Source organism: Streptomyces sp. NPDC031479, assembly GCF_055581065.1.
The window spans coordinates 95,920-118,106 of record NZ_JBVIKC010000019.1 but is presented as its reverse complement, the minus strand read 5'-3'; the positions used below and the strand labels follow the sequence as shown (position 1 = coordinate 118,106).

At 75.2% G+C, this 22,187-nt stretch carries 7 protein-coding genes; 2 read left to right on the top strand and 5 right to left on the bottom strand.

Annotated elements, in window-relative coordinates; translation table 11 throughout:
- Positions 1–14: 14 nt before the first annotated feature.
- Positions 15–1,235, top strand: coding sequence for a cytochrome P450 (locus tag ACZ5D2_RS22095; protein ID WP_468931303.1), 1,221 nt, complete (start codon positions 15–17; stop codon positions 1,233–1,235).
- Between the two features lie 53 nt (positions 1,236–1,288).
- Entirely contained in the window at positions 1,289–1,534 is a 246-nt protein-coding gene (locus ACZ5D2_RS22090; protein ID WP_266844996.1) for a ferredoxin, read from the top strand.
- A 110-nt stretch (positions 1,535–1,644) separates the two neighbouring features.
- Here the strand turns inward: ACZ5D2_RS22090 and ACZ5D2_RS22085 are convergent, their stop codons facing one another.
- From ACZ5D2_RS22085 to ACZ5D2_RS22065, 5 genes are all read right to left on the bottom strand, one after another.
- Positions 1,645–2,466 (bottom strand): class I SAM-dependent methyltransferase, encoded by an 822-nt coding sequence (locus ACZ5D2_RS22085; protein ID WP_266844997.1) that lies wholly within the window; start codon positions 2,464–2,466, stop codon positions 1,645–1,647.
- Positions 2,467–2,562: 96 nt separating this feature from the next.
- Positions 2,563–3,345: a thioesterase II family protein gene (locus tag ACZ5D2_RS22080; RefSeq protein ID WP_468931300.1), complete on the bottom strand. Its 783-nt coding sequence runs from the start codon at positions 3,343–3,345 to the stop codon at positions 2,563–2,565.
- A 77-nt stretch (positions 3,346–3,422) separates the two neighbouring features.
- The gene (locus tag ACZ5D2_RS22075) at positions 3,423–3,809 is read right to left on the bottom strand and encodes a nuclear transport factor 2 family protein (protein ID WP_266844998.1); all 387 of its coding nucleotides are present in this window, start codon (positions 3,807–3,809) and stop codon (positions 3,423–3,425) included.
- A 182-nt stretch (positions 3,810–3,991) separates the two neighbouring features.
- Positions 3,992–10,843: a type I polyketide synthase gene (locus ACZ5D2_RS22070; protein ID WP_468931298.1), complete on the bottom strand. Its 6,852-nt coding sequence runs from the start codon at positions 10,841–10,843 to the stop codon at positions 3,992–3,994.
- 31 nt (positions 10,844–10,874) lie between these two features.
- On the bottom strand, positions 10,875–22,151 hold the full coding sequence (locus ACZ5D2_RS22065) for a type I polyketide synthase (RefSeq protein WP_468931295.1): 11,277 nt from the start codon (positions 22,149–22,151) through the stop codon (positions 10,875–10,877).
- Positions 22,152–22,187 lie beyond the last annotated feature (36 nt).

Here is a 22,187-nt window from a genome sequence, read left to right as displayed (position 1 = left end):
GATGAGGGAGCGTCATGTCTACCGTCACCATCGACCCCCGGATGATCACCGCGCTGCGGAATTTCCCCTTCACCCCCATCCGCGGCCTCGACATCGAGCCGGTCCTCGCCGACCTCCGCCGGGAGGAACCGGTCAGCCGCATCACCCTTCCCTACGGCGGCGACGCCTGGCTCGTGACCAGGTACGAGGACGTCCGGGCCGCCCTCGCGGACCAGAGACTGAGCCGCGCGGCCGTGGTGAACAAGGACGTACCGCGCCGCCAGAAGATGCTCGTGGGCCCCGAGGGCATCATGTACATGGACCCGCCGGACCACTCGCGCCTGCGCCGCCTGCTGACCAAGGCGTTCACCAAGCGGCGCGTCGAGCAACTGCGTCCGCGCGTCGAGGAGATCGCCGCGGAACTGGCCGGAAACCTCGCGTCCCAGGGGTCCCCCGCCGACCTGGTGGCGCACTACTCGTGGCCGCTGCCGACCCGGGTCATCTGCGAGCTGCTGGGCGTCCCGTACGAGGACCGGGAGGTGTTCCGGCGCGGCGCGGACGCGCTGATGCAGGGCGACACCCTGCCGCACGCCGAATTCACCTCGCGCGTCCACGAGTTGTGCTTCTACATCATGGACCTGATCGCGCGTCGCCGGACCAGTCCCTCGGACGACATGCTCAGCGCCCTGATCCAGGCCCGGGACGAGGGCGACCGGCTCACCGAGCAGGAGCTGGTCTCGCTGACGGTGGTGCTGCTGGCCGGCGGCCACGAGACCACCGCCAACCAGATCACCAACTTCGTGTACACGCTGCTGCGCCACCCGGCCCAGCTGGCGCTGCTGCGCGAGCGGCCCGAGCTGCTGCCGCGGGCCGTGGACGAGCTGATGCGCTACATCCCGCTCGGCACCGGCCACCACGCGGCGATGATCGCCACGGAGGAGCTGGAGATCGGCGGCACCACGATCGCCGAGGGCGAGGCCGTGTACGTCCACATCCACTCGGCCAACCACGACGCGACGGCCTTCGCCGACCCGGAGCGGCTCGACCTGACCCGTGAGGACAACCACCACATGGGCTTCGGGCACGGGGTCCACTTCTGCGTGGGGGCCCAGCTGGCGCGCATGGAGCTCGGGGTGGCCGTCAAGGCCCTGGTGGACCGCTTCCCCACCCTGGAGCTGGGGATCGAGGACGACGCCATCGCCTGGCGGGCCAGCCTGCTGGTGCGCGGGCCCCTGGAACTGCCGGTCCGCTGGTGACGGCGCACCCGGTGACGGCACCGCTGTAACGACGAGGACAGGAGAGGACGAGCATGACGACCGAGACCCTGGAGAAGACGCGCTGGCAGATCAGCGTGGACCGGGCGGCGTGTACGGGCACGGGCATGTGCGTGCACGCGGCGCCGGCGTACTTCCGGCTGGTGGAGGGCCGCGCCGAGGCCCTGTGCGGGACCGCGGACGCCGACGCGGGGCTGCTGGACGCGGCCCTGAACTGCCCGGTGGAGGCCATCCGGCTCACCGAGGTGGCGACCGGAACGGTGATCGCCCCGGAGCTGTGAGCGGGTGCGCGGAAGGGGCCCGGGAGCCGGTCGGCTCCCGGGCCCCTTCCGTGTGCCGGGGCGACGCCGCGGGGCGCGGCCGGCCGGTGCCGGGCGCGCCCCACGGACCGTCAGAAGGTGTAGCGCATCACGCGGTTGTACTTCCGCAGCACCGGGATCGCGTTCATGATCTTGCACATGATCCGGGAGGTCCACGGCATGTGCGACACGTACGGGGAGTCGGTGAAGGTCCACTCCAGCTTGTGCTCGATCCGCGGGTCCCACTGCTCCAGCGTCTTCGGGTCCTCCAGGCCCCAGATGAAGCGCTGACCGGTCGCCTTGACCGTCCAGTGCTTGTTCATCGCCTTCACCGAGAACGGGGTGTAGGCGTCGAACAGCAGCTCGCCCTTGGGGAAGCGGCCGACGATCCGGGTGATGAGGTCACGGACCTGGTCCTCGGTGAAGTACACGAGGACGCCCTCGGCGACGACGAGCACCGGGCGGTCGGAGGGGATCGAGTCCAGCCAGTCGGGGTCGAGGGCCGAGGCGCCGATGACGTGGTGGTGGTCGCGCTCCGGGAACAGGTCGCGGTAGATCTGCGCGATCTCCGGCAGGTCCAGGTCGTACCACTCGACGTCGTCGGAGGGCTCGATGCGGAAGACGCGGCCGTCGAGGCCGGCGCCGAGGTGGAGGACGACGGAGCGCGGGTTGCGGATGAGGAAGTCCTGCACCCAGCGGTCCACCTCCTTGCCGCGGATGGCGAGGGAGATCGCGTCGTCGTCGCGCATCTTGAGCTGGACCTTCAGCTCGTCGTAGTCCTCGATGGACTCGACCGCCCGGACCGCGAGGCGGTCGTTGAGGATCGGGCGTCCCGACTTGGCGTCATGGGCCCGGGAGTAGAGGGCGACGAGGAGGTTTCTCGTCGCCGCGCTGAACTGCACCTTGGTCTGCATGGGGACACCCGTCTCGGTTCGTTCGTTCGTTCGCTCGTTCGGTACGGCAGTGGCCGCGGCGGCGGCCGCCGGCGCGCGGGGTTCGGCGCGCGGGGTTCAGCGCCCCGCGGGCACCGAGGTGAAGGCCGCGAGGTCCTCGATGACCGCCCGGGTCACGCCGGCCTGCTGCGGGGTGAGGTAGAAGTGCCCGCCGGGGAAGGTGCGCAGGCCGAACGCGCCGCCGGTCAGCTCCCGCCACTCCGCCGCCTCGGGGACGCTGACGCGCGGGTCGGACTCGCCGGTGAGCACGCTGATCGGGCAGTTCAGGGCCGGTCCGGGACCGTCCGGGCGGTAGCGGTAGGTCTCGATGGCCTTGTAGTCGCTGCGGATCGCCGGGAGCACCATGCGCAGCAGCTCCTCGTCGGCGAGCAGGCCCGCGTCGGTGCCGCTCAGGGCCCGGATCTCGGCGATCAGCGCGTCGTCGCCGCGCGTGTGGACGTTCTCCTCGCGGCGGACGGTCGGGGAGCGCCGGCCGGAGGCGATCAGGCCGAGCAGCGGAGCCCCCTCGCGCTCGAACCTCCGCGCGAGTTCGAAGGAGAGCACCGCTCCCATGCTGTGCCCGAACAGCACCAGCGGCTTGTCGGTCCAGGGCTGGAGCGCGCGGTGGATCTGCTCCACCAGCGCGGCCACGTCGTCCAGGGGCGGTTCGGCGCGGCGGTCCTGGCGGCCGGGGTACTGCACCGCCAGTACCTCGGCGTGCCCGGCCAGCTCCTTGGAGAGGGAGAAGAAGAAGGAGGCGCTGCCACCGGCGTGCGGCAGCAGCACCAGGCGGTGGTGCGCTTCCGGCGCGGGGTGGAATCGCCGGATCCACAGGTCGCTGTGCTCGTCGGGGGTGCTCATCTCCGTACCTTTCCTCGGTCGTGATCGCCTGTCGGGTGCGCCGGGGCACCGGGGTGCCGGCGGCGCGGTGGGGTGGCTCAGACGCCGATGTCGCTCATGCCCCAGAAGACGCGCATGTCCTCGATCAGGCCGTCGGCGTTGATGGTGAAGACGTCGACCGCGTTGATGTTGGTGCGGGTGCGGTTCGGGTCGAGGATGTTGGTCATCGTCGCGGCGACCGGGACGGCGACCTGCTTGCCGTCCTGGCCCACGGAGGCGTGGCCGGGGGCGACGGTGACCTCGGCGGCGACGTTGCTGTGGAAGTACTCGCGCTGCGCGGCGCGGCCGACACGGGGCTCGCGGCCGACCGGGTCCTCGATCCGGGCGTCCTCGGTGAAGTGGGTGAGGATGGCGTCGATGTCGCCCTCGTTCACCTTGCGGAAGTACTCCGCGACGATCTCCTTGCGCTTCTGCTCGTCCAGCATGGGGTTCCTCCACGGTCGTGATCGACGTACGTACGTACGCGGGCGTGACCGTAGGCGCGTGGCTTAAAGCCGCGCTTAAGACCCCGCGCGCGGGCGGCTCCGGACATACGTCCACCCCCGGCCGTCAGGAGCCGGGGGTGGACGGGTACGGGGCGGACGCGCGGTCCGCCGGGCGCCGGCGGCTAGCCGAAGATCCAGAACCGTTCGCGCTGGAAGGGGTAGGTCGGCAGGTCCACGCGGTGGGCCCCGCTGTCCTCGAACACCGCCGCCCAGTCGACCGGTTCGCCGGCGCTGTGGAAGGCGGCGGCCAGGGCCAGCGGCGCGTCGGCCGCCCGGTCCGGGTCCGGGGCCGGGGCGGGGGCCGGGGCGGCCAGGGCCTCGGCGAGGCCCTCGGTCCAGTCCTCGCCGAGCGGTTCCCCGGACTCGGCGTCCAGGAGGGCGATTTCCGGCCGCGCCGTAGCCGTCACCCGGGGCCGCCCGCCCTCCGCGAGGACGGCCAGCGCCTCGACGGCCTCCTCCAGGCCGAGCGCGCCCGCGACGTGCGCGGCGGCGAGCCGGCCGGGGCCGGACACCAGCAGCGCCTGGGGAGCCAGCCCCCAGCTCTCGTACAGCCGGAAGAGGGCCACCTCCTCGGCGAAGGCCTCGGCGACGGGCGGGAAGGGGGCCGCCAGCCGGACATCGAGGTGCGCCCGTACGGCGTCCCGGGCGTCGGCGAAGACGGGCCGGGCCGCGTACGGGGCGTTGGCGAGGCCGCGTACGGCTCCGGTGAACGCGATCCGCGCGGAGCCTGCGGAGACGACCCGGGGATCGTCCTCACCCCGTTCGACCGAGCCGAGCGCCCCCAGCAGCTCCTCGCGGTCCGCGGCGAGCACGACCGCCCGGTGTTCGAAGGCGGCCCGGCCGGTGGCCAGCGTGAAGCCGACGTCGGCGGGGTCGAGGGCGGGGTCCTCGGCGAGTGCCGCGCCCAGGCGCGCCGCCTGGGCCCGCAGCGCCCCCGGGGTGCGGCCGGACAGCGGGACCGCGACGGCGCCCGGGGCGCCGCCGGACCGGCCGGCCCGCGCCGGCTCCTCGGCGGGCGGGGCTTCGAGGATCAGGTGGACCTGGGTGCCGCTGGCGCCGAGCGAGGAGACCCCGGCCCGGCGCGGGCGGCCGGTCTCCGGCCACGGGGTGGGCTCGGTGACCAGGCGTACGGCGCCCGCCGACCAGTCCACGCGGCTGGTGGGCTCCTTGACGTTCAGCGTCTGCGGGAGCAGGGCGTGGCGCAGGGCCAGCACCGTCTTGATGACGCCGGTGACGCCGGAGGCGGACTGCGGGTGGCCGATGTTGGACTTGACGGTCGACAGCAGCAGCGGCCGGTCCGCCGGGCGGTCCTGGCCGTACGTCGCGAGCAGGGCCTCGGCCTCGATGGCGTCGCCGAGCGGGGTTCCGGTGCCGTGGCCCTCGACCGCGTCCACGTCCCGGGCGCTCAGGCCGGCGTCGGCCAGGGCCTGCCGGATGAGGCGCTGCTGGGAGACGCCGCTGGGGGCGGTGAGGCCGTTGCCGGCGCCGTGGTGGTTGACCGCGGAGCCCCGTACGACGGCCAGGACCGGGTGGCCCAGGCGCCGCGCCCGGGACAGGCGTTCGACGAGCACCATGCCGGCGCCCTCGCCCCAGCCGGTGCCGTCGGCGTCCTCGGAGAAGGGCTTGCAGCGGCCGTCGGCGGCGGCGCCGCCCATGTGATGCCAGGCGACCGGGGCGGACAGGACGGTGACTCCGCCGGCGAGGGACATCGCGCACTCGCCGCGCCGGACCGACTGGACGGCCAGGTGCAGGGCGACGCCGGACGAGGAGCAGCCGGTGTCGACGGTGAGGGTGGGGCCGTGGATGTCGAGGGCGTAGGCGACCCGGCCGGAGGCGATGGCCGGGGCGATGCCGCTGCCGAAGTGCGGTTCGCTCTCCTCGGGGATCCGCTCCGTGGGCAGGAAGCCCTGGTAGCCGACGCCGAGGTAGAGGCCGATCTGCTCGTCGGTGAGTCCGCGGGGGTCGACCCCGGCGCGCTCGAAGGCCTCCCAGGCGGTTTCGAGGAGGATCCGCTGCTGGGGGTCCATGACGAGGGCCTCGGCCTCGGAGATGCCGAAGAAGGCGGCGTCGAACTCGCCGATGCCGCGCAGCAGTCCGGCCTGGCTGAGCGTCTTGACGGCCTGGAAGCCCTCCTCGCCCTCGGCCGCGCCCCCGGTGGCGGCGTCGGCGATCCGCCAGCCGCGGTCGCGCGGCAGGTCCCCGACGAGGTCCTCGCCCTCGGAGACGGCCTGCCACAGCTGTTCGGGGGTCTCGATGCCGCCGGGGAGGCGGCAGCTCATCCCGACGATGACGACGGGGTCCTCGTCCCCGGCGGCGCCGTGGCCGTCGGCGGCGGGAGCGGACGGCTCCTGCTCGCCGGAGCCGAGGAGTTCGGCGCCGAGGAAGCGGGCGAGGGCGACCGGGCTCGGGTGGTCGTACACCAGGGTGGCCGGGAGCGTCAGTCCGGTCGCGTCGGTGAGCCGGTTGCGCAGTTCGACGACGGTGAGCGAGTCGAAGCCGAGTTCCTTGAAGGCCCGGCCCGCTTCGATCGCCTCGCCCGAGGCGTGGCCGAGCACGGAGGCCGCCCGGTCCCGTACGAGGTCGGTCAGCAGGGTGGTGCGCTCGCCCGGGGAGGCCGCCCGCAGGCTGCGGACCAGCTCGGAGGAGGACTCGTCGGCGGGCCGGGGCGCGGTGGGCGCGGCCTGCGGCACGAGGTCGGTGAGCAGGGCGCTGGGGCGCTCGGAGGTGAAGCCGGGGGCGAAGCGGGCCCAGTCCACGTCGGCGACGGCGATGAAGGTCTCGTCGTGTTCGACGGCCTGGACCATGGCGTTCAGGGCGGCCCGCGGATCCATTTCGAGGACGCCGCGGCGGCGCATGTACTCCTCGGCCCCTTCCAGTTCCATCATGCCGCCGCCGCCCCAGGCGCCCCAGGCGAGGGAGGTGGCGCTCCGGCCGCGAGCCCGGCGCCGCTGCGCGAGGGCGTCGAGGTAGGCGTTGGCGGAGGCGTAGGCGGTGTGCCGGGCCGCGCCCCACACCCCGGAATTGGAGGAGAAGAGGACGAAGGCGTCGAGGTCCGCGTCGGCGAGGAGGGCGTCGAGGTGGTCGGCGCCGGCCACCTTGGCGGCGGAGAGCTCCTCGAACTCCTCCGCCGTGGTCTCGCCGGCGAGGGTGTACTGCGGGACGCCGACGGCGTGGACGACCGCGGTCAGGGGCTGTCCGGCCGGGATCGCGTCGAGGACCGCCTCCAGCTGCGCGCGGTCCGCCACGTCGCAGGCGGCGAGGGTCACCTCGGCGCCCAGCGCCCGTATTTCTGCGGCCAGTTCCTCCGCTCCGGGGGCGTCGGGGCCGCGCCGGCTCGTGAGGACGAGGCGCGCGGCGCCGGTGGCGGCGAGGCGGCGGGCGACCTGTGCGCCGACGCCTCCGGTGCCGCCGGTGACCAGGACGGTCCCGGACGGCTCCCAGCGGCGGACCGGTTCGCGGTCGCCGAGCGGGGCGCGCACCAGGCGGCGGCCGAGGACGCCGCTGGTACGGACGGCGACCTGGTCCTCGTCGCCGTAGCCGCCGGCGAGGAGCCGGGCGAGCCGGTCCAGTGCCCGCTGGTCCAGGGCCGGCGGCAGGTCGACGAGACCGCCCCAGCTGCCCGGCTGTTCGAGGGCGACCACCCGGCCGAGGCCCCAGACGCGGGCCTGCGCGGGTACGGCCGGGGCGTCCGCGCGGCCGGCGGCGACGGCTCCCCGGGTGGCGGCCCAGTGCCGGGCGGTGATCCCGGCGTCGGCCAGGGCCTGGACGAGGACGTGGGTGCCGGTGGCGCCGGCCGCCTCGTCGAGGGCGAGGAGGGAGAGGACGCCGCCGAGGCCGGGCAGGGCGGCGGTGGTCTCGCCGAGCCGGGCGGTGAGGGCCGCGCGGTCGCCGGCGGCCGGGTCGGTTTCGAGGAGGACGGTTTCGACGCCGCGGGCCGCGAGGCCGGCGGCGACCGTACCCGCCACGCCTCCCGCGGCGGGCGGGGCGACGATCAGCCAGGTGCCGGCCGGGGCGGCCGCGCCGGCGGGCCCGGCGGTCAGCGGGGTCCAGGTGACCTTGTAGCGCCAGGAGTCGAGGGTGGAGCGGGCCTGCTGTCCGCGCCGCCAGGTGGCGAGGGCGGGCAGCAGCTCGCCGAGGGCCCGGCGCTCGTCGAGGGCGAGGGTGCCGGCCAGGGCCTCCAGGTCCTCGGCCTCGACGGCGGCCCAGAAGCGGGCCTCGGTCTCGTCGGCGCCGACGGGTCCGGCGGCCGGCGCCTCGGGCCGGACGGGGGCGGGCTTGAGCCAGTAGCTCTGGCGTTGGAAGGCGTACGTGGGGAGGGCCACGGCGGTGGCGTCCGGGCCGCTGAGGGCGGTCCAGTCGACGTCGACGCCGCGGGTCCAGGCGGTGGCGAGGGAGGTGGTGAAGCGGGCGAGGCCGCCGTCACCGCGCCGCAGGGTGCCGGTCGCGAGGATCCCGGCGCCGGCCGCCTCCGCCGTCTCCACCAGCCCGTACGTCAGTACCGGGTGCGCGCTGGACTCCACGAACGCCCGGAACCCGTCCGCCAGCAGGAAACGCACCACCGGCTCGAAGGACACCGGCCGGCGGCAGTTCTCGTACCAGTACGCCGCGGTCAGCTCGGGGCCCTCCAGGACCTCGCCGGTCACGGTGGAGTACAGCGGGACGGAACCGGTCCGCGGCTCCACGAAGCCCAGCAGGTCCAGGATCCGCTCCTTCAGCGGCTCCACCTGCGCGCAGTGGGAGGCCACCGTGGACGGCACGATCTTCGCGCGCACCCCCTCGGCCTCCAGGGCGGCGACCAGCTCCTCCAGCGGAGCCACCTCACCGGCCACCGTCACCGCGCTCGGACCGTTGATCCCGGCGATGGACAGCGCGTCCCCGTACGGGGCGAGCCGGGACTCGGCCTCGGCGCGCGACAGGGAGACGGAGGCGACGGCGCCGTTGCCGACCAGCTCGTCGGCGAACAGCTGCGAACGCAGCACGACCACCTTCGCGCCGTCCTCCAGCGACAGCGCGCCCGAGACGACGGCGGCGGCGATCTCACCCTGGGAGTGACCCACCACCGCGTCGGCCCGCACGCCGGCGGCCCGCCACAACTCGGCCAGCGACACCATCACGGTGAACAGCACCGGCTGGAGCACCTCGATACGGGTCAGGTCCCCGTCCCCGCGCAGCACCCCCTCCACCGACCAGTCGACATGCTCCTCGACGGCCGCCGCGACCTCGGCGAAGCGAGCCGCGAACACCGGTGAGGAGTCGAGGAGTTCGACGCCCATCCCGGCCCACTGCGAGCCCTGGCCGGGGAAGACGAACACCGTCTTGCCGCCCGCGTCCGCGACACCGGCCACGACGGGCGCGTCGAGCCCGGCGAGGAGCTCCTCGCGGGAGGAGCCGAGCACCACGGCCCGGTGGTCGAACGCCGAGCGGGTGGCGGCCAGCGAGAGCGCCACGTCCTGCGGGCGCAGCGCGGGGTCCGCCCCGGCGAAACGGCGCAGGCGGGCGGTCTGCGCGGTCAGCGCCGCCGCCCCCTTGCCGGACAGGACCCACGGGACGGGACCGCCCGTGCCCACGGCGGGGGCCGTCGCGGGCTCCGCATCCCGCTCCGGAGCGGGGGGTGCCTCGGGGGCGGCTTCCAGGATGGCGTGCGCGTTGGTCCCGCTGAGGCCGAAGGAGGACACGGCGGCCCGGCGCGGGTGGTCGGTCTCGGGCCAGGTCCTGGACTCCAGCAGGAGTTCGACGTCGCCGGCGGCCCAGTCGATGTGCGGGGACGGCGCGTCGACGTGCAGGGTCTTGGGGAGCACCCCGTGGCGCAGCGACATGACGGTCTTGATGATGCCGCCGACGCCGGCCGCCGCCTGGGTGTGCCCGATGTTGGACTTGATGGAGCCCAGCCACAGCGGCTTGCCCTCGGGCCGGCCGCGTCCGTACGTGGCGAGCAGGGCGTTGGCCTCGATGGGGTCGCCGAGGGTGGTGCCGGTGCCGTGCGCCTCGACCGCGTCGACCTGGTCGGGGGTGAGGCGGGCGTTGGCGAGCGCGGCCCGGATGACGCGCTGCTGGGCCTTGCCGCTGGGGGCGGTCAGGCCGTTGCTGGCGCCGTCCTGGTTGATGGCGGAGCCGCGGATGACGGCGAGGACCTCGTGGCCGTTGCGGCGCGCGTCGGAGAGCTTCTCCAGCAGGACCAGGCCGACGCCCTCGGAGAAGGAGGTGCCGTCGGCGCCGGCCGCGAACGCCTTGCAGCGGCCGCTGAACGCCATGACCCCCTGGGCGCTGAAGCCGACGAACAGGCCGGGGGAGGCCATGACGGTGACCCCGCCGGCCAGGGCGAGCGAGCACTCGCCCTGGCGCAGCGCCTGGGCCGCGAGGTGCACGGCGACCAGGGAGGAGGAGCACGCGGTGTCGATGGTGACGGCGGGACCCTCGAACCCGTAGGTGTAGGAGAGGCGGCCGGAGATCACACTGGCTACGGAGCCGGTGACGAGGTGCCCCTCGGCGCCCTCGGCCTCGTCGCCGAGGCTCTGGGCGTACGAGGGCTGGGAGGCGCCGATGTAGACGCCGGTCTGGCTGCCCTTGAGCCGGAGCGGGTCGATGCCGGCCCGCTCCAGCGTCTCCCACGAGGCCTCCAGCAGCAGCCGCTGCTGGGGGTCCATCGCGAGGGCCTCGCGCGGCGAGATCCCGAAGAACGCGGCGTCGAACTCGTCGACGTCGGGGACGAACGCGGCTTCGCGCACCGTTCCCGTGTCGCCGAGGTCCCAGCCGCGGTTGTCGGGGAAGCCGGAGACCGCGTCCCCCTCCTCGGCGACGAACTCCCAGAGGTCTTCGGGGGATTCGATGCCGCCGGGGAAGCGGCAGCTCATGGCGACGACGGCGATCGGCTCGTGCGCGGCGTCCACCAGGTGCTGGTTCTGCCGGCGCAGCCGTTCCGTCTCCGTCAGCGACGCCCGCAGCGCTTCGACGACCTTTTCCGAGGGGGTGCTCATGGGTGTGATCTCCGGATCTCGTCTTCGCGGATCAGTGGTTGTCGCCGTCCAGGGCCAGGGACACGAGATCGTCGAGGTCCATCGTGGCGATCGAGTCCTCCCGTGCCCCGGTGTGGTCGGACGTGGCCGGTTCGGCCGCCGGGCTGCCCGCCAGGCGCAGCAGGGTGTCGAGGACGCCCGCTTCGCTCAGCCGGGCCAGCGGGAGGGTGGCCAGGGCCCGCCGCAGGTGTGCCTCGTCGACCGGCGCGCCCGTGCCCGTGCCGGCCGTGGCCGCAGTGTCCGCTCCGGTCTGCGGGGCGAGTTCGTCCCTCAGGTGTTCCGCGAGTTCGACCGGGGTGGGGTGGTCGAAGACGATGGTCGCGGGCAGCCGCAGTCCGGTGGCCGCGCCGAGCCGGTTGCGTAGCTCGACCGCGGTCAGCGAGTCGAAGCCGAGCTCCTTGAAGGCCCGGTCGGCCTCGATGGATCCGGGGTTGGCGTGGCCCAGGACGGCCGCGACGTTGGTCCGTACGAGGTCCAGCAGGACGTCGCGGCGGCGCTCGGCGGAGAGTCCGGCGAGCTTGCGGGTGAGCGCGGAGCCGTCCGGTTCCGCCGTGGCGGCCGTGCCCGCGGCCCGGCGCACCGGGGTGCGGACGAGCGAGCGGTACAGCGCGGGCAGGCCGGCCCCGCCGGCGGAGTCGCGCAGCGCGGCCGGGTCGAGCCGGACGGGGACGCTCAGTGCCTCGTCCCGGTCCACGGCCGCGTCGAACAGGGCGAGGCCCTGCTCCGCGGTGAGCGGGGTGACGCCGCCGCGGCCGAACCGGGCCAGGTCGGTGTCGTCGAGTCCGGCGGTGAGCTCGCTGGTCTGGTGCCACATGCCCCAGGCGAGGGAGGTGGCGGGCAGGCCCTGGGAGCGGCGGTGGTGGGCGAGCGCGTCCAGGTAGGTGTTCGCGGCGGCGTAGTTGGCCTGTCCGGAGTTCCCGGTCACGCCGGCCGCCGAGGAGTAGAGGACGAAGTGGCGCAGGTCCAGGTCGCGGGTGAGCGCGTGGAGGTTCCAGGCGGCGTCCACCTTGGGCCGCATGGCGCGCTCCATGCGGGCCGGGGTCAGCGAGGCGAAGACCCCGTCGTCGACGACCCCGGCCGCGTGCACCACACCGGTCAGCGGCCGGTCGGCGGGGATCGCGGCGAGGACGGCGGCGAGCGCGTCGCGGTCGGCGGCGTCGCAGGCGACGACCTCGGCGGTGGCGCCCGACTCCGCCATCTCCGCGACGAGTTCGGCCGCGCCGGGGGCGTCCGGGCCGCGGCGGCCGGCCAGCAGCAGGTGCCGTACGCCGTGCTCGGTGACCAGGTGCTTGGCGAGGAGGGCGCCCAGGGTGCCGGTTCCGCCGGTGATCAGCACGGTTCCGGCCGGGTCCCAGCCCTGCGGGACGGTCAGGACGATCTTGCCGGTGTGCTTGGCCTGGCTCATGAACCGGAAGGCCTCGGGGGCCCGCCGGACGTCCCAGGTGCGGGTGGGGAGCGGGCTCAGTGCGCCCGCCTCGAAGAGGCCCGCCAGTTCGGCGAGCATCCCGGCGGTGCGCTCCGGGCCGGCCTCGGCCAGGTCGAAGCGGCGGTAGTGGACGCCCGGGTGGTCGAGGCCGACCTGTCCGGCGTCGCGGACGTCGGTGGCGCCGAGTTCGACGAACCGGCCGCCGCGCGGCAGCAGCCGCAGCGAGGCGTCGACCAGCTCGCCGGCCAGGCAGTCCAGGACGACGTCGACGCCCCCGCCGCCGGTGGCGGCGCGGAAGCGCTCCTCGAAGGAGGCGTCGCGGGAGGAGGCGATGCGGGCGTCGTCGAGACCGGCGGCGCGCAGCGCGTCCCACTTGCCCTCGCTCGCCGTGCCGAACACCTCGGCGCCCAGGTGCCGGGCGATCTGCACGGCGGCCGAGCCGACACCGCCCGCGGCGGCGTGGACCAGGACCCGTTCCCCGGCCTTCAGGCCCGCCAGGTCGACGAGCGCGTAGTACGCGGTGAGGAAGGCGGCGGGCACCGAGGCGGCCTTCTCGAAGGACCAGCCCTCGGGGATGCGGGCCACCATCTTGGCGTCCGCGACGGCGAGCGGCCCGAAGGCGTGCGGGACCATGCCCGCCACCCGGTCGCCGGGGGCGAGGTGGGTGACGTCCGGGGCGGTCTCGACGACCACACCGGCCGCCTCGCAGCCCATGAACCCGCCGCCCGGGTACATCCCGAGGGAGACGAGGACGTCGCGGAAGTTGAGCCCGGCGGCGTGCACGGCGATCCGCACCGCGCCCTCGGGCAGCGCTCCGGCCGCCTCGGGCCGGGGCAGCAGGCACAGGTGGTCGAGGGTTCCGGCGGCGGTGGTGTCCAGGGCCCAGGCGGCGGCACCGGCCGGTACGGGCAGGGCCGTGCCCGCGCCGGACCGGACCAGGCGCGGCACCAGGGCGGTGCCGGCGCGCAGCGCGGTCTGCGGCTCGTCGTGGACGAGGGCCGTGGCGACCGCGCCCCGCAGGGCGGCGGCCGACTCCTCGGTGGTGTCGAGGTCGGCGATCAGGAGCCGGCCGGGGTTCTCGGCCTGTGCCGAGCGGATCAGGCCCCAGGCGGGCGAGTGCGCGAGGCCGGTGGCGTCCTCGCCGGTACGGGTGGCGACCGCGCCGTGGGTGAGGACGACCAGGCGGGATCCGGCGAAGCGTTCCCCGGCCACCCATTCCTGCACGGTGGCCAGCAGGGCGGCGGCCTCGGCGTGGACCTCGGGGAGGGCGCCGTCGGAGCCGGTGGCGGGGCCGTCGGCCGGGTCTCCGCAGGGGAGGACCACGGTCTGCGGCAGGGCCGCGCCGTCGGCGGCGGCGAGGGCCGCGAGGTCCTCGTACCGGTCGACGACCGCGCCCGCGCCTTCCAGCGCGGCGACGACGGCGGACGCGCCGGAGCCCAGTACGGCCCAGTTCCCGGCGGCGGAGGCGTCGGCGCCGGTGGGCAGCGCCGTCCAGTCGAGGCGGAACAGTCCGTCGGTGCCGCCGTCGCCGCCCTGCCGCAGGGTGGCCGTGTCGACGGGGCGCAGGACGAGCGCGTCGACGGTGGCGACCGGTGCGCCGGCCGCGTCGGCGACGTCCACCGCGATGGTGTCGGTGCCCGCCGCGCTGACGCGGACCCGCAGGGTGCCGGCGCCGGCCGCGTGGAGGCTGACTCCGCTCCAGGCGAAGGGCAGCCGGGCCTGGCCGGTCAGCTCGATGAACTCGCCGAGCCGCATGGCGTGCAGCGCGGCGTCGAGCAGGGCGGGGTGCAGGAGGTAGGCGGCCGCTTCGCCCTGGTGGCCGTCGGGCAGCGCGACCTCGGCGAACACGTCCCCGGTGGACTCGTGGCGCCATGCGGCGCGCAGGCCCTGGAAGGCGGGGCCGAACTGGTAGCCGGTCTCGGCCGCGGCGGCGTAGAAGCCGTCGAGGTCCACGGGTTCGGTGCCGGCGGGCGGCCAGGCGGTCAGGTCGTGTCCGGGTGCGCGGTCCCCGGGGGCGAGGACGCCGCTGGCGTGCCGGGTCCAGGGCAGGTCGGCGGGGGCGTCCTCGGCGCGGGAGTGGACGGTGACGGGGCGGGTGCCGGAGCCGCCGTCGGGGCCGACGAGCACCTGGAGGTGGACGCCGCCGCGGGCCGGGAGGACGAGCGGCGCTTCGAGGGTGAGCTCGTCCAGCAGCGTGTACCCGGCTTCCTCGCCGGCGCGTACGGCCAGTTCGACGAAGGCGGTGCCGGGGAGGATGGGCGTGCCGGAGACCGCGTGGTCGGCGAGCCAGGACTGGGTGTCGGGGGCGATCCGGCCGGTGAACAGGAGGCCTTCGCCGCCCGCGAGGCCCACGGCCGCGCCGAGCATCGGGTGCCCGGCGTCCGAGAGCCCGAAGCCGGTGGCGTCGCCGGAGAAGGGCGGCAGCGGGTCCGGCCAGAAGGGCTCGTTCTGGAAGGCGTACGTCGGCAGGTCGACCCGCCGGGCGTCCTGGCCGGCGTGCACCGCCTGCCAGTCGACGGGGGCGCCGTGGGTCCAGGCCTGGGCGAGGGAGGCGAGGAACCTCTGCGGGCCGCCCTCGTCGCGGCGCAGGGTGCCGAGGGTGACGGCGGACGCGCCGGCGGCCTCGATGGTCTCCTGGACGCCGATGGTGAGGACGGGGTGGGCGCTGGCCTCGACGAAGACCTTGTGGCCGCGCTCCAGGAGGCCGCCGATGGCGTCCTGGAAGCGGACGGTGTGGCGGAGGTTGGTGTACCAGTACTCGGCGTCGAGCTCGGAGCCGTCGGCCCACTCCCCCGTCACCGTGGAGAAGAACGGGACCTCGGCGGTCCGGGGCTCGATCCCGGACAGCAGTCCGATGACCTCGTCGCGGATCGACTCGACCTGCGGACCGTGCGAGGCGTAGTCCACGTTGATGCGGCGGGCACGGAGGCCATCGGCCTCACAGGCCGCCATCAGCTCGTCCAGGGCCTCCGGATCACCGGAGACGACCGTGGACCGCGGACCGTTGACGGAAGCCAGGGCCAGGCGCTCGCCCCAGGCGGAGATACGTTCCACCACCGCATCGGCGGCGTCCGCGACGGAGACCATGCCGCCCTTGCCAGCCAGGGCGAGCAGCGCCTTGGCCCGCAGCGCGGACACCTTCGCCGCGTCCTCCAGCGACAGGGCGCCGGAGACGGCCGCGGCCGCGATCTCGCCCTGCGAGTGGCCGACGACGGCCGCCGGAACGACCCCGTTGGCCCGCCACAGCTCGGCGAGGGAGACCATCACCGCCCACAGGGCGGGCTGGACCACGTCGACCCGGTCGAAGCCCGGCGCGCCGTCCTTCTGGCGGAGCACGTCCAGAAGGGACCAGTCGGTGTGCGGGGCGAGGGCCCGCTCGCAGTCGTCGAGGCGGGCTGCGAAGACCGGCGAGGAGTCGTACAGCTCCACCGCCATCCCCGCCCACTGGGAGCCCTGGCCGGGGAAGACGAACACGGGGCGGCCCGTGCCCTTGACGACGGCGCCCTCGGTGACGCCGACACCGGCCGTGCCCTCGGCCAGGGCGGTGAGCCCGGCGAGGAGTCCTTCGCGGTCGTCGGCCTGGACCGCGCCACGGCGTTCCAGGGCGGCCCGGGTGGTGGCCAGCGACCAGGCGACGTCCGCCGGGCGCAGCGCCTCGGCGCCCTCGGCCCCGGCGAAGTCGCGCAGCCGCTCGGCCTGGCCGCGCAGGCCGTCCGTGCCGCGCCCGGAGACGATCCAGGGCAGGGCGGCGGCCGGGAAGGCCGGGACGGCGGGCACGCGGGCGGGCTCCTCGGTGGGAGGCGCCTGCTCCAGGACGACGTGGACGTTGGTGCCGCTGCCGCCGAAGGAGGAGACGCCGGCCCGGCGCGGGCGGCCCGTCTCGGGCCACGGGCGGGCTTCGGTGAGCAGTTCCACGGCGCCCGAGGCCCAGTCGATCTCGTGGGCGGGCTCGGCGACGTGGAGGGTCTTGGGCAGGACGCCGTGGCGCAGCGCCATGACGGTCTTGATGACGCCCGCGACTCCGGAGGCGGCCTGGGAGTGGCCCAGGTTGGACTTCAGGGAGCCCAGCCACAGGGGCCGGTCGGCGGTGTGGGCCCGGCCGTAGGTGGCGAGCAGGGCCTGTGCCTCGATGGGGTCGCCGAGGGTGGTGCCGGTGCCGTGCGCCTCGACGGCGTCGACGTCGGCGGGGTCGAGGCCCGCGTCGGCGAGGGCCGCGCGGATGACGCGCTGCTGGGCGGGCCCGCTGGGGGCGGAGAGGCCGTTGCTGGCGCCGTCCTGGTTGGCGGCCGTGCCGCGGATGACGGCGAGGATCTGGTGGCCGTTGGCCTGTGCGTCGGAGAGCCGCTCCAGCATGATCACGCCGACGCCCTCGGACCAGCCGGTGCCGTCGGCGTCCTGGGAGAAGGACTTGCAGCGGCCGGACGGGGAGAGTCCGCCCTGCTGGCTGAAGCCGATGAAGACACCGGGCGAGCACATGACCATCGCGCCGCCGGCGAGCGCCATGCGGCAGTCACCGGTGCGCAGGGCCTGCACGGCGAGGTGCAGGGCGGTCAGGGAGGAGGAGCACATGGTGTCGACGGTGACGGCCGGGCCCTCCAGCCCGAAGGTGTAGGCGAGGCGGCCGGAGGCGACGGCGGCGGACGCGCCGAACAGCATCTGGCCGTCGGAGCCCTCGGGCATCTGCACGTCGTGGCCGTAGCCGGGGTACCCGGCGCCGATGAACACGCCGGTGCTGCTGCCCTTGAGGGCGTCCGGGTCGAGGCCGGCGCGTTCGAAGACCTCCCAGGCGGTCTCCAGGAGGAGGCGCTGCTGCGGGTCCATGGTGAGGGCCTCGCGCGGCGAGATGCCGAAGAAGCCGGGGTCGAAGTGGGTGGCGGTGTCGACGAAGCCGCCCTCGCGGACGTAGCTCGTACCGGCCTTGGCGCGGTCGGGGTCGTAGAAGCCGTCGAGGTTCCAGCCCCGGTCGGTGGGGAAGTCGCCGATGGCGTCGCGGCCTTCGGCGACGAGCTGCCACATGTCCTCGGGGGAGGTGATCCCGCCGGGGTAGCGGCAGCTCATGGAGACGATGGCGATGGGCTCGTCGGAGGCGGCGGCCGGGGCGGTGGCGGAGCCGGCCTCGGCGGCGGTGTCCGTGTCGCCGAGGAGTCCGGTGCGCAGCAGTTCGGCGACGGCCTGGGGGGTGGGGTGGTCGAAGACCATCGTCGCGGGCAGGGTGAGGCCGGTGGCGGCGGTGAGCCGGTTGCGCAGGTCGACGGAGGTCAGCGAGTCGAAGCCGGTGGCCTTGAAGGCGCGTCCGGGCTCGATCGCGTCGAGGGAGGGGTGGCCCAGGACGGCGGCCGCCTCCCGGCGGACCAGGTCGAGCAGGATCGTGTCGCGTTCGCCCTCGGGGGCCTGCCGCAGGCGCCGGGCGAACTCGGCGGCGGGGTCGTCCGCGTCGGTGACCTCGTCGGGGCGGGCGGTGTCGACGGCCTTGCGGGCCTCCGGGATGCCGGTGAGCAGCGGGCTGGGCCGGGTGGCGGTGAAGCCGGGCGCGAAGCGGGACCAGTCGACGTCGGCGACGGCGACGAACGCCTCGTCGTGTTCGACGGCCTGGACCATCGCGGACAGGGCCGTCACCGGGTCCATCTCCAGGACGCCGCGGCGGCTCATGTACTCCTGCGCGCCGGCGGTCTCCATGATGCCGCCGCCGCCCCAGGCGCCCCAGGCGACGGAGGTGGCCGTGAGGCCGCGGGCCCGGCGGTGTTCGGCGAGCGCGTCGAGGTGGGCGTTGGCGGCCGCGTAGGCGGTGTGCCCGGCGGCGCCCCAGACACCGGAGTTGGAGGAGAACAGGACGAAGGCGTCCAGGGCGGTGTCGCCGAGGAGTTCGTCGAGGTGGGTGGCGCCGGCGGCCTTCCCGGCGAGGACCCGCTCGAACTCCTCGGGCGTGACCTCCTCCAGGACCGTGGACTGGGGGACTCCGGCGGCGTGCACGACGGCGGTGAGGGGGGTGGCGGCGGGTACGGAGGCCAGCAGCGCGGCGACCGCGTCGCGGTCGGCGACGTCGCAGGCGACGGCTTCGGCCTCGGCGCCCAGGGCCCGCAGCTCCGCGAGGAGTCCGTCGGCGCCGGGGGCGTCGGGGCCGCGGCGGCCGGCCAGCAGGAGGCGTTCGGCGCCTGCGGCGGCGAGCCAGCGGGCCACGTGGGCGCCGACTCCGCCGGTGCCGCCGGTGACGAGGACGGTGCCGTGGGGGCGCCAGTCGCGGACGGGTTCGCGATCGTCGAGGGCGGCGCGGACCAGGCGGCGGCCGAAGGTGCCGGAGCCGCGGACGGCGATCTGGTCCTCCTCGCCGGCGCCGCCGGCGAGGATCTGGACGAGCCGGGTCAGGGCGCGGTCGTCGGCGGCCCGCGGCAGGTCGACGAGTCCGCCCCAGCCGCGGGGCCGTTCGAGGGCGACGACCCGGCCCAGGCCCCAGACCTGGGCCTGGGCGGGCTCGGGGGCTTCGTCGGAGCGGCCGGTGGAGACGGCGCCGCGGGTCACCGTCCACACGGGGGCGCCGGTGAGGCCGGCGTCGCTGAGGGCCTGGACCAGGACGAGCCCGTGCAGGGCGCCGTCGGCGCCGAGGCCGGCCAGGGAGAGGACCCCGGTGACTTCGGTGCCGGCGACGGCGGTGCGGACCAGTTCGGCGAAGGCGGCGCGGTCGGTGCCGCCGGCGCGCACGGTCACGGTCGAGGCGCCGTGCCGGGCGAGCGCGGCGGCGCAGTCGGCGGCCGGGGACTCGTGGGCCGGGTCGGCGGGCAGCACGACCAGCCAGGTGCCGGTCAGGGGTGCGGGGGCGGGCTCCGGGAGGCGGTCCCAGGAGACGCGGTAACGCCAGGAGTCGACGGTGGACCGCTCGCGGCGGCGGCGCCGCCAGGAGGACAGGGCGGGCAGCAGTTCGCCCAGGGAGCGGCGCTCCTCCAGGTCGAGGGTGCCGGCGAGGGCTTCGAGGTCCTCGCGTTCGACGGCGTCCCAGAAGCGGGCCTCGGCCTCGTCGGCGGGCAGGGTCGCGGCATCGGCGGGGGCGGCATCGGCCGCCTCCAGCCAGTACCGCTGCTGCTGGAAGGCGTAGGTGGGCAGTTCGACGGTGCGGGGGCCGTGCGGGGCGACGAGGGTGGCCCAGTCGACGCCGGCGCCGCCCACCCAGGCCTCGGCGAGGGAGGTCAGCAGGCGGCGCGAGCCGCCGTCGTCGCGGCGCAGGGTGCCGAGGGTGACGGCGGCGGCGGCCGTGGTGTCGATGGTCTCCTGGACGCCGACGGTCAGGACGGGGTGGGCGCTGGCCTCGACGAAGATGCCGTGGCCCTCGCCGAGGAGGGCGCGGACGGCCTCCTCGAAGCGGACGGTGGTGCGCAGGTTGGTGTACCAGTAGTCGGCGTCGAGTTCCGTGCCGTCGACGAATCCGGCGGTGACGGTGGAGAAGAAGGGGATCTCGGCGGTGCGCGGCTCGATGCCGGCGAGGAGGCCGGTGACCTCGTCGCGGATGGTCTCGACCTGCGCGGAGTGCGAGGCGTAGTCCACGTTGATGCGGCGGGCCCGTACGCCGTCGGCCGCGCAGGCGGCCTCCAGCTCGTCCAGGGCCTGCGGGTCACCGGAGACGACCGTGGAGCGGGGGCCGTTGACGGAGGCGAGGGAGAGCCGCTCGCCCCAGGCGGAGATGCGTTCGCGGACGGCGTCGGCGGTGTCGGCGACGGACACCATGCCGCCCTTGCCCGCCAGGGCGACGATGGCCCGCGCGCGCAGCGCCGACACCTTCGCCGCGTCCTGGAGGGACAGGGCGCCGGAGACGGCGGCGGCGGCGATCTCGCCCTGCGAGTGGCCGACGACCGCGGCCGGAACGACCCCGGCGGCCCGCCACAGCTCGGCGAGGGACACCATCACGGCCCACAGGGCGGGCTGGACCACGTCGACCCGGTCGAAGCCGGGGACGCCGTCCTTCTGGCGGAGCACGTCCAGCAGCGACCAGTCGGTGTGCGGGGCGAGGGCTTCGGCGCACTCGTCGAGGCGCGCCGCGAACACCGGGGAGGCCTCGTACAGCTCCACGGCCATGCCCACCCACTGGGAGCCCTGGCCGGGGAAGACGAGGACGACTCCGGAGCCGGGCAGGGTGGCGCCCTGGACGACGGTGGTGGATCCGGGTGCGGCGTCGGCGAGGGCGGCGAGACCCTCCTGGAAGCCGTGGTCGCCGACGGCGACGACCACGGCGCGCTGCTCCAGGGCGGCGCGGGTGGTGGCCAGGGAGTGGGCGACGTCGGCGGGGCCGGGCGCGTCCTCCCGGGCGGCGAAGGCGCGCAGCCGGTCCGCCTGGGCGCGCAGGGCGCCCGGGGTGTGGCCGGAGAGGGGCCACGGGATCAGCGGGGTGGACAGGACGGCGGCGGGGGCGGCGGCGTTCCCGGCGTCCGCGTTCCCGGCGTCGGCATCGGTGTCCGGGCCGTCGGGGGCGTCCTGTTCGAGGATGACGTGCGCGTTGGTGCCGCCGACGCCGAAGGCGGAGACTCCGGCGCGGCGCGGGCCGCCGTCGCGGGAGGTCCACTCGACGGGTTCGCGCAGCAGCCGTACGGAGCCGGCCGACCAGTCGACCTGGCTGGTGGGCGCGTCGACGTGGAGGGTGCGGGGCAGCAGACCGTGGCGCATGGCCATGACCATCTTCATCACGCCGGCCATGCCGGCGGCGGCCTGGGTGTGGCCGATGTTGGACTTCACGGAGCCGAGCCACAGCGGCCGGTCCTCGGGGCGGTTCTTCCCGTAGGCGGTGAGCAGGGCCTGCGCCTCGATGGGGTCGCCGAGGGTGGTGCCGGTGCCGTGGGCCTCGACGGCGTCGATCTGCTGGGCGCCGAGGCGGGCGTTGGTGAGGGCCTGCTTGATGACGCGGATCTGGGAGGGGCCGTTGGGGGCGGTCAGGCCGTTGGAGGCGCCGTCCTGGTTGACGGCGGAGCCGCGGACGACGGCCAGGACCTCGTGTCCGTTGCGGCGGGCGTCCGAGAGCCGCTCCAGCAGCAGGACGCCGATGCCCTCGGCGAACCCGGTGCCGTCGGCGGAGTCGGCGAAGGCCTTGCAGCGGCCGTCGGCGGCCAGGCCGCGCTGGCGGCTGAACTCGACGAACAGGCCGGGGGTGGACATGACGGTGACGCCGGCGGCCAGGGCGAGGGAGCATTCGTCCTGGCGCAGGGCCTGCACGGCCAGGTGCAGGGCGACGAGGGAGGAGGAGCAGGCGGTGTCGACGGTGACGGCCGGCCCCTCCAGGCCGAAGGTGTAGGCGAGGCGGCCGGAGACGACGGCCGCCGCGCTGCCCGTGCCGAGATAGCCCTCGACGTCGTCGGGGACGGAGTCGAGGTCGGTGGCGTAGCTGGAGGAGGAGGCGCCGACGAACACGCCGGTGCGGCTGCCCTTGAGCGACGTCGGGTCGTATCCGGCGCGCTCCAGGACCTCCCAGGAGGTCTCCAGCAGCAGCCGCTGCTGCGGGTCCATGGCGAGGGCCTCGCGCGGCGAGATGCCGAAGAGCTGCGCGTCGAAGCGCGGGACGTCCTGGAGGAACCCGCCCTGCTTGGTGTAGGAGGTGCCGATCCGGTCGGGGTCGGGGTCGTAGAGGGCGTCCAGGTCCCAGCCGCGGTCCTCGGGGAAGCCGCCGATGCCGTCGCGGCCGTCGGCGACGAGGTCCCACAGCTGTTCGGGCGTGCCGACCTGTCCGGGGAAGCGGCAGGCCATGCGGACGATGGCGACGGGCTCGGGCTCTTCGAGCTCCTTGACGCGCCGGCGCGCGTTGCGCAGGTCGGCGGTGGCCCGCTTCAGATATTCGCGGAGCTTGTCTTCATTGTTCGTGCTCAACGTCACTCACCTACCGGGAACGGGAAGCCAACACGGCGCGGT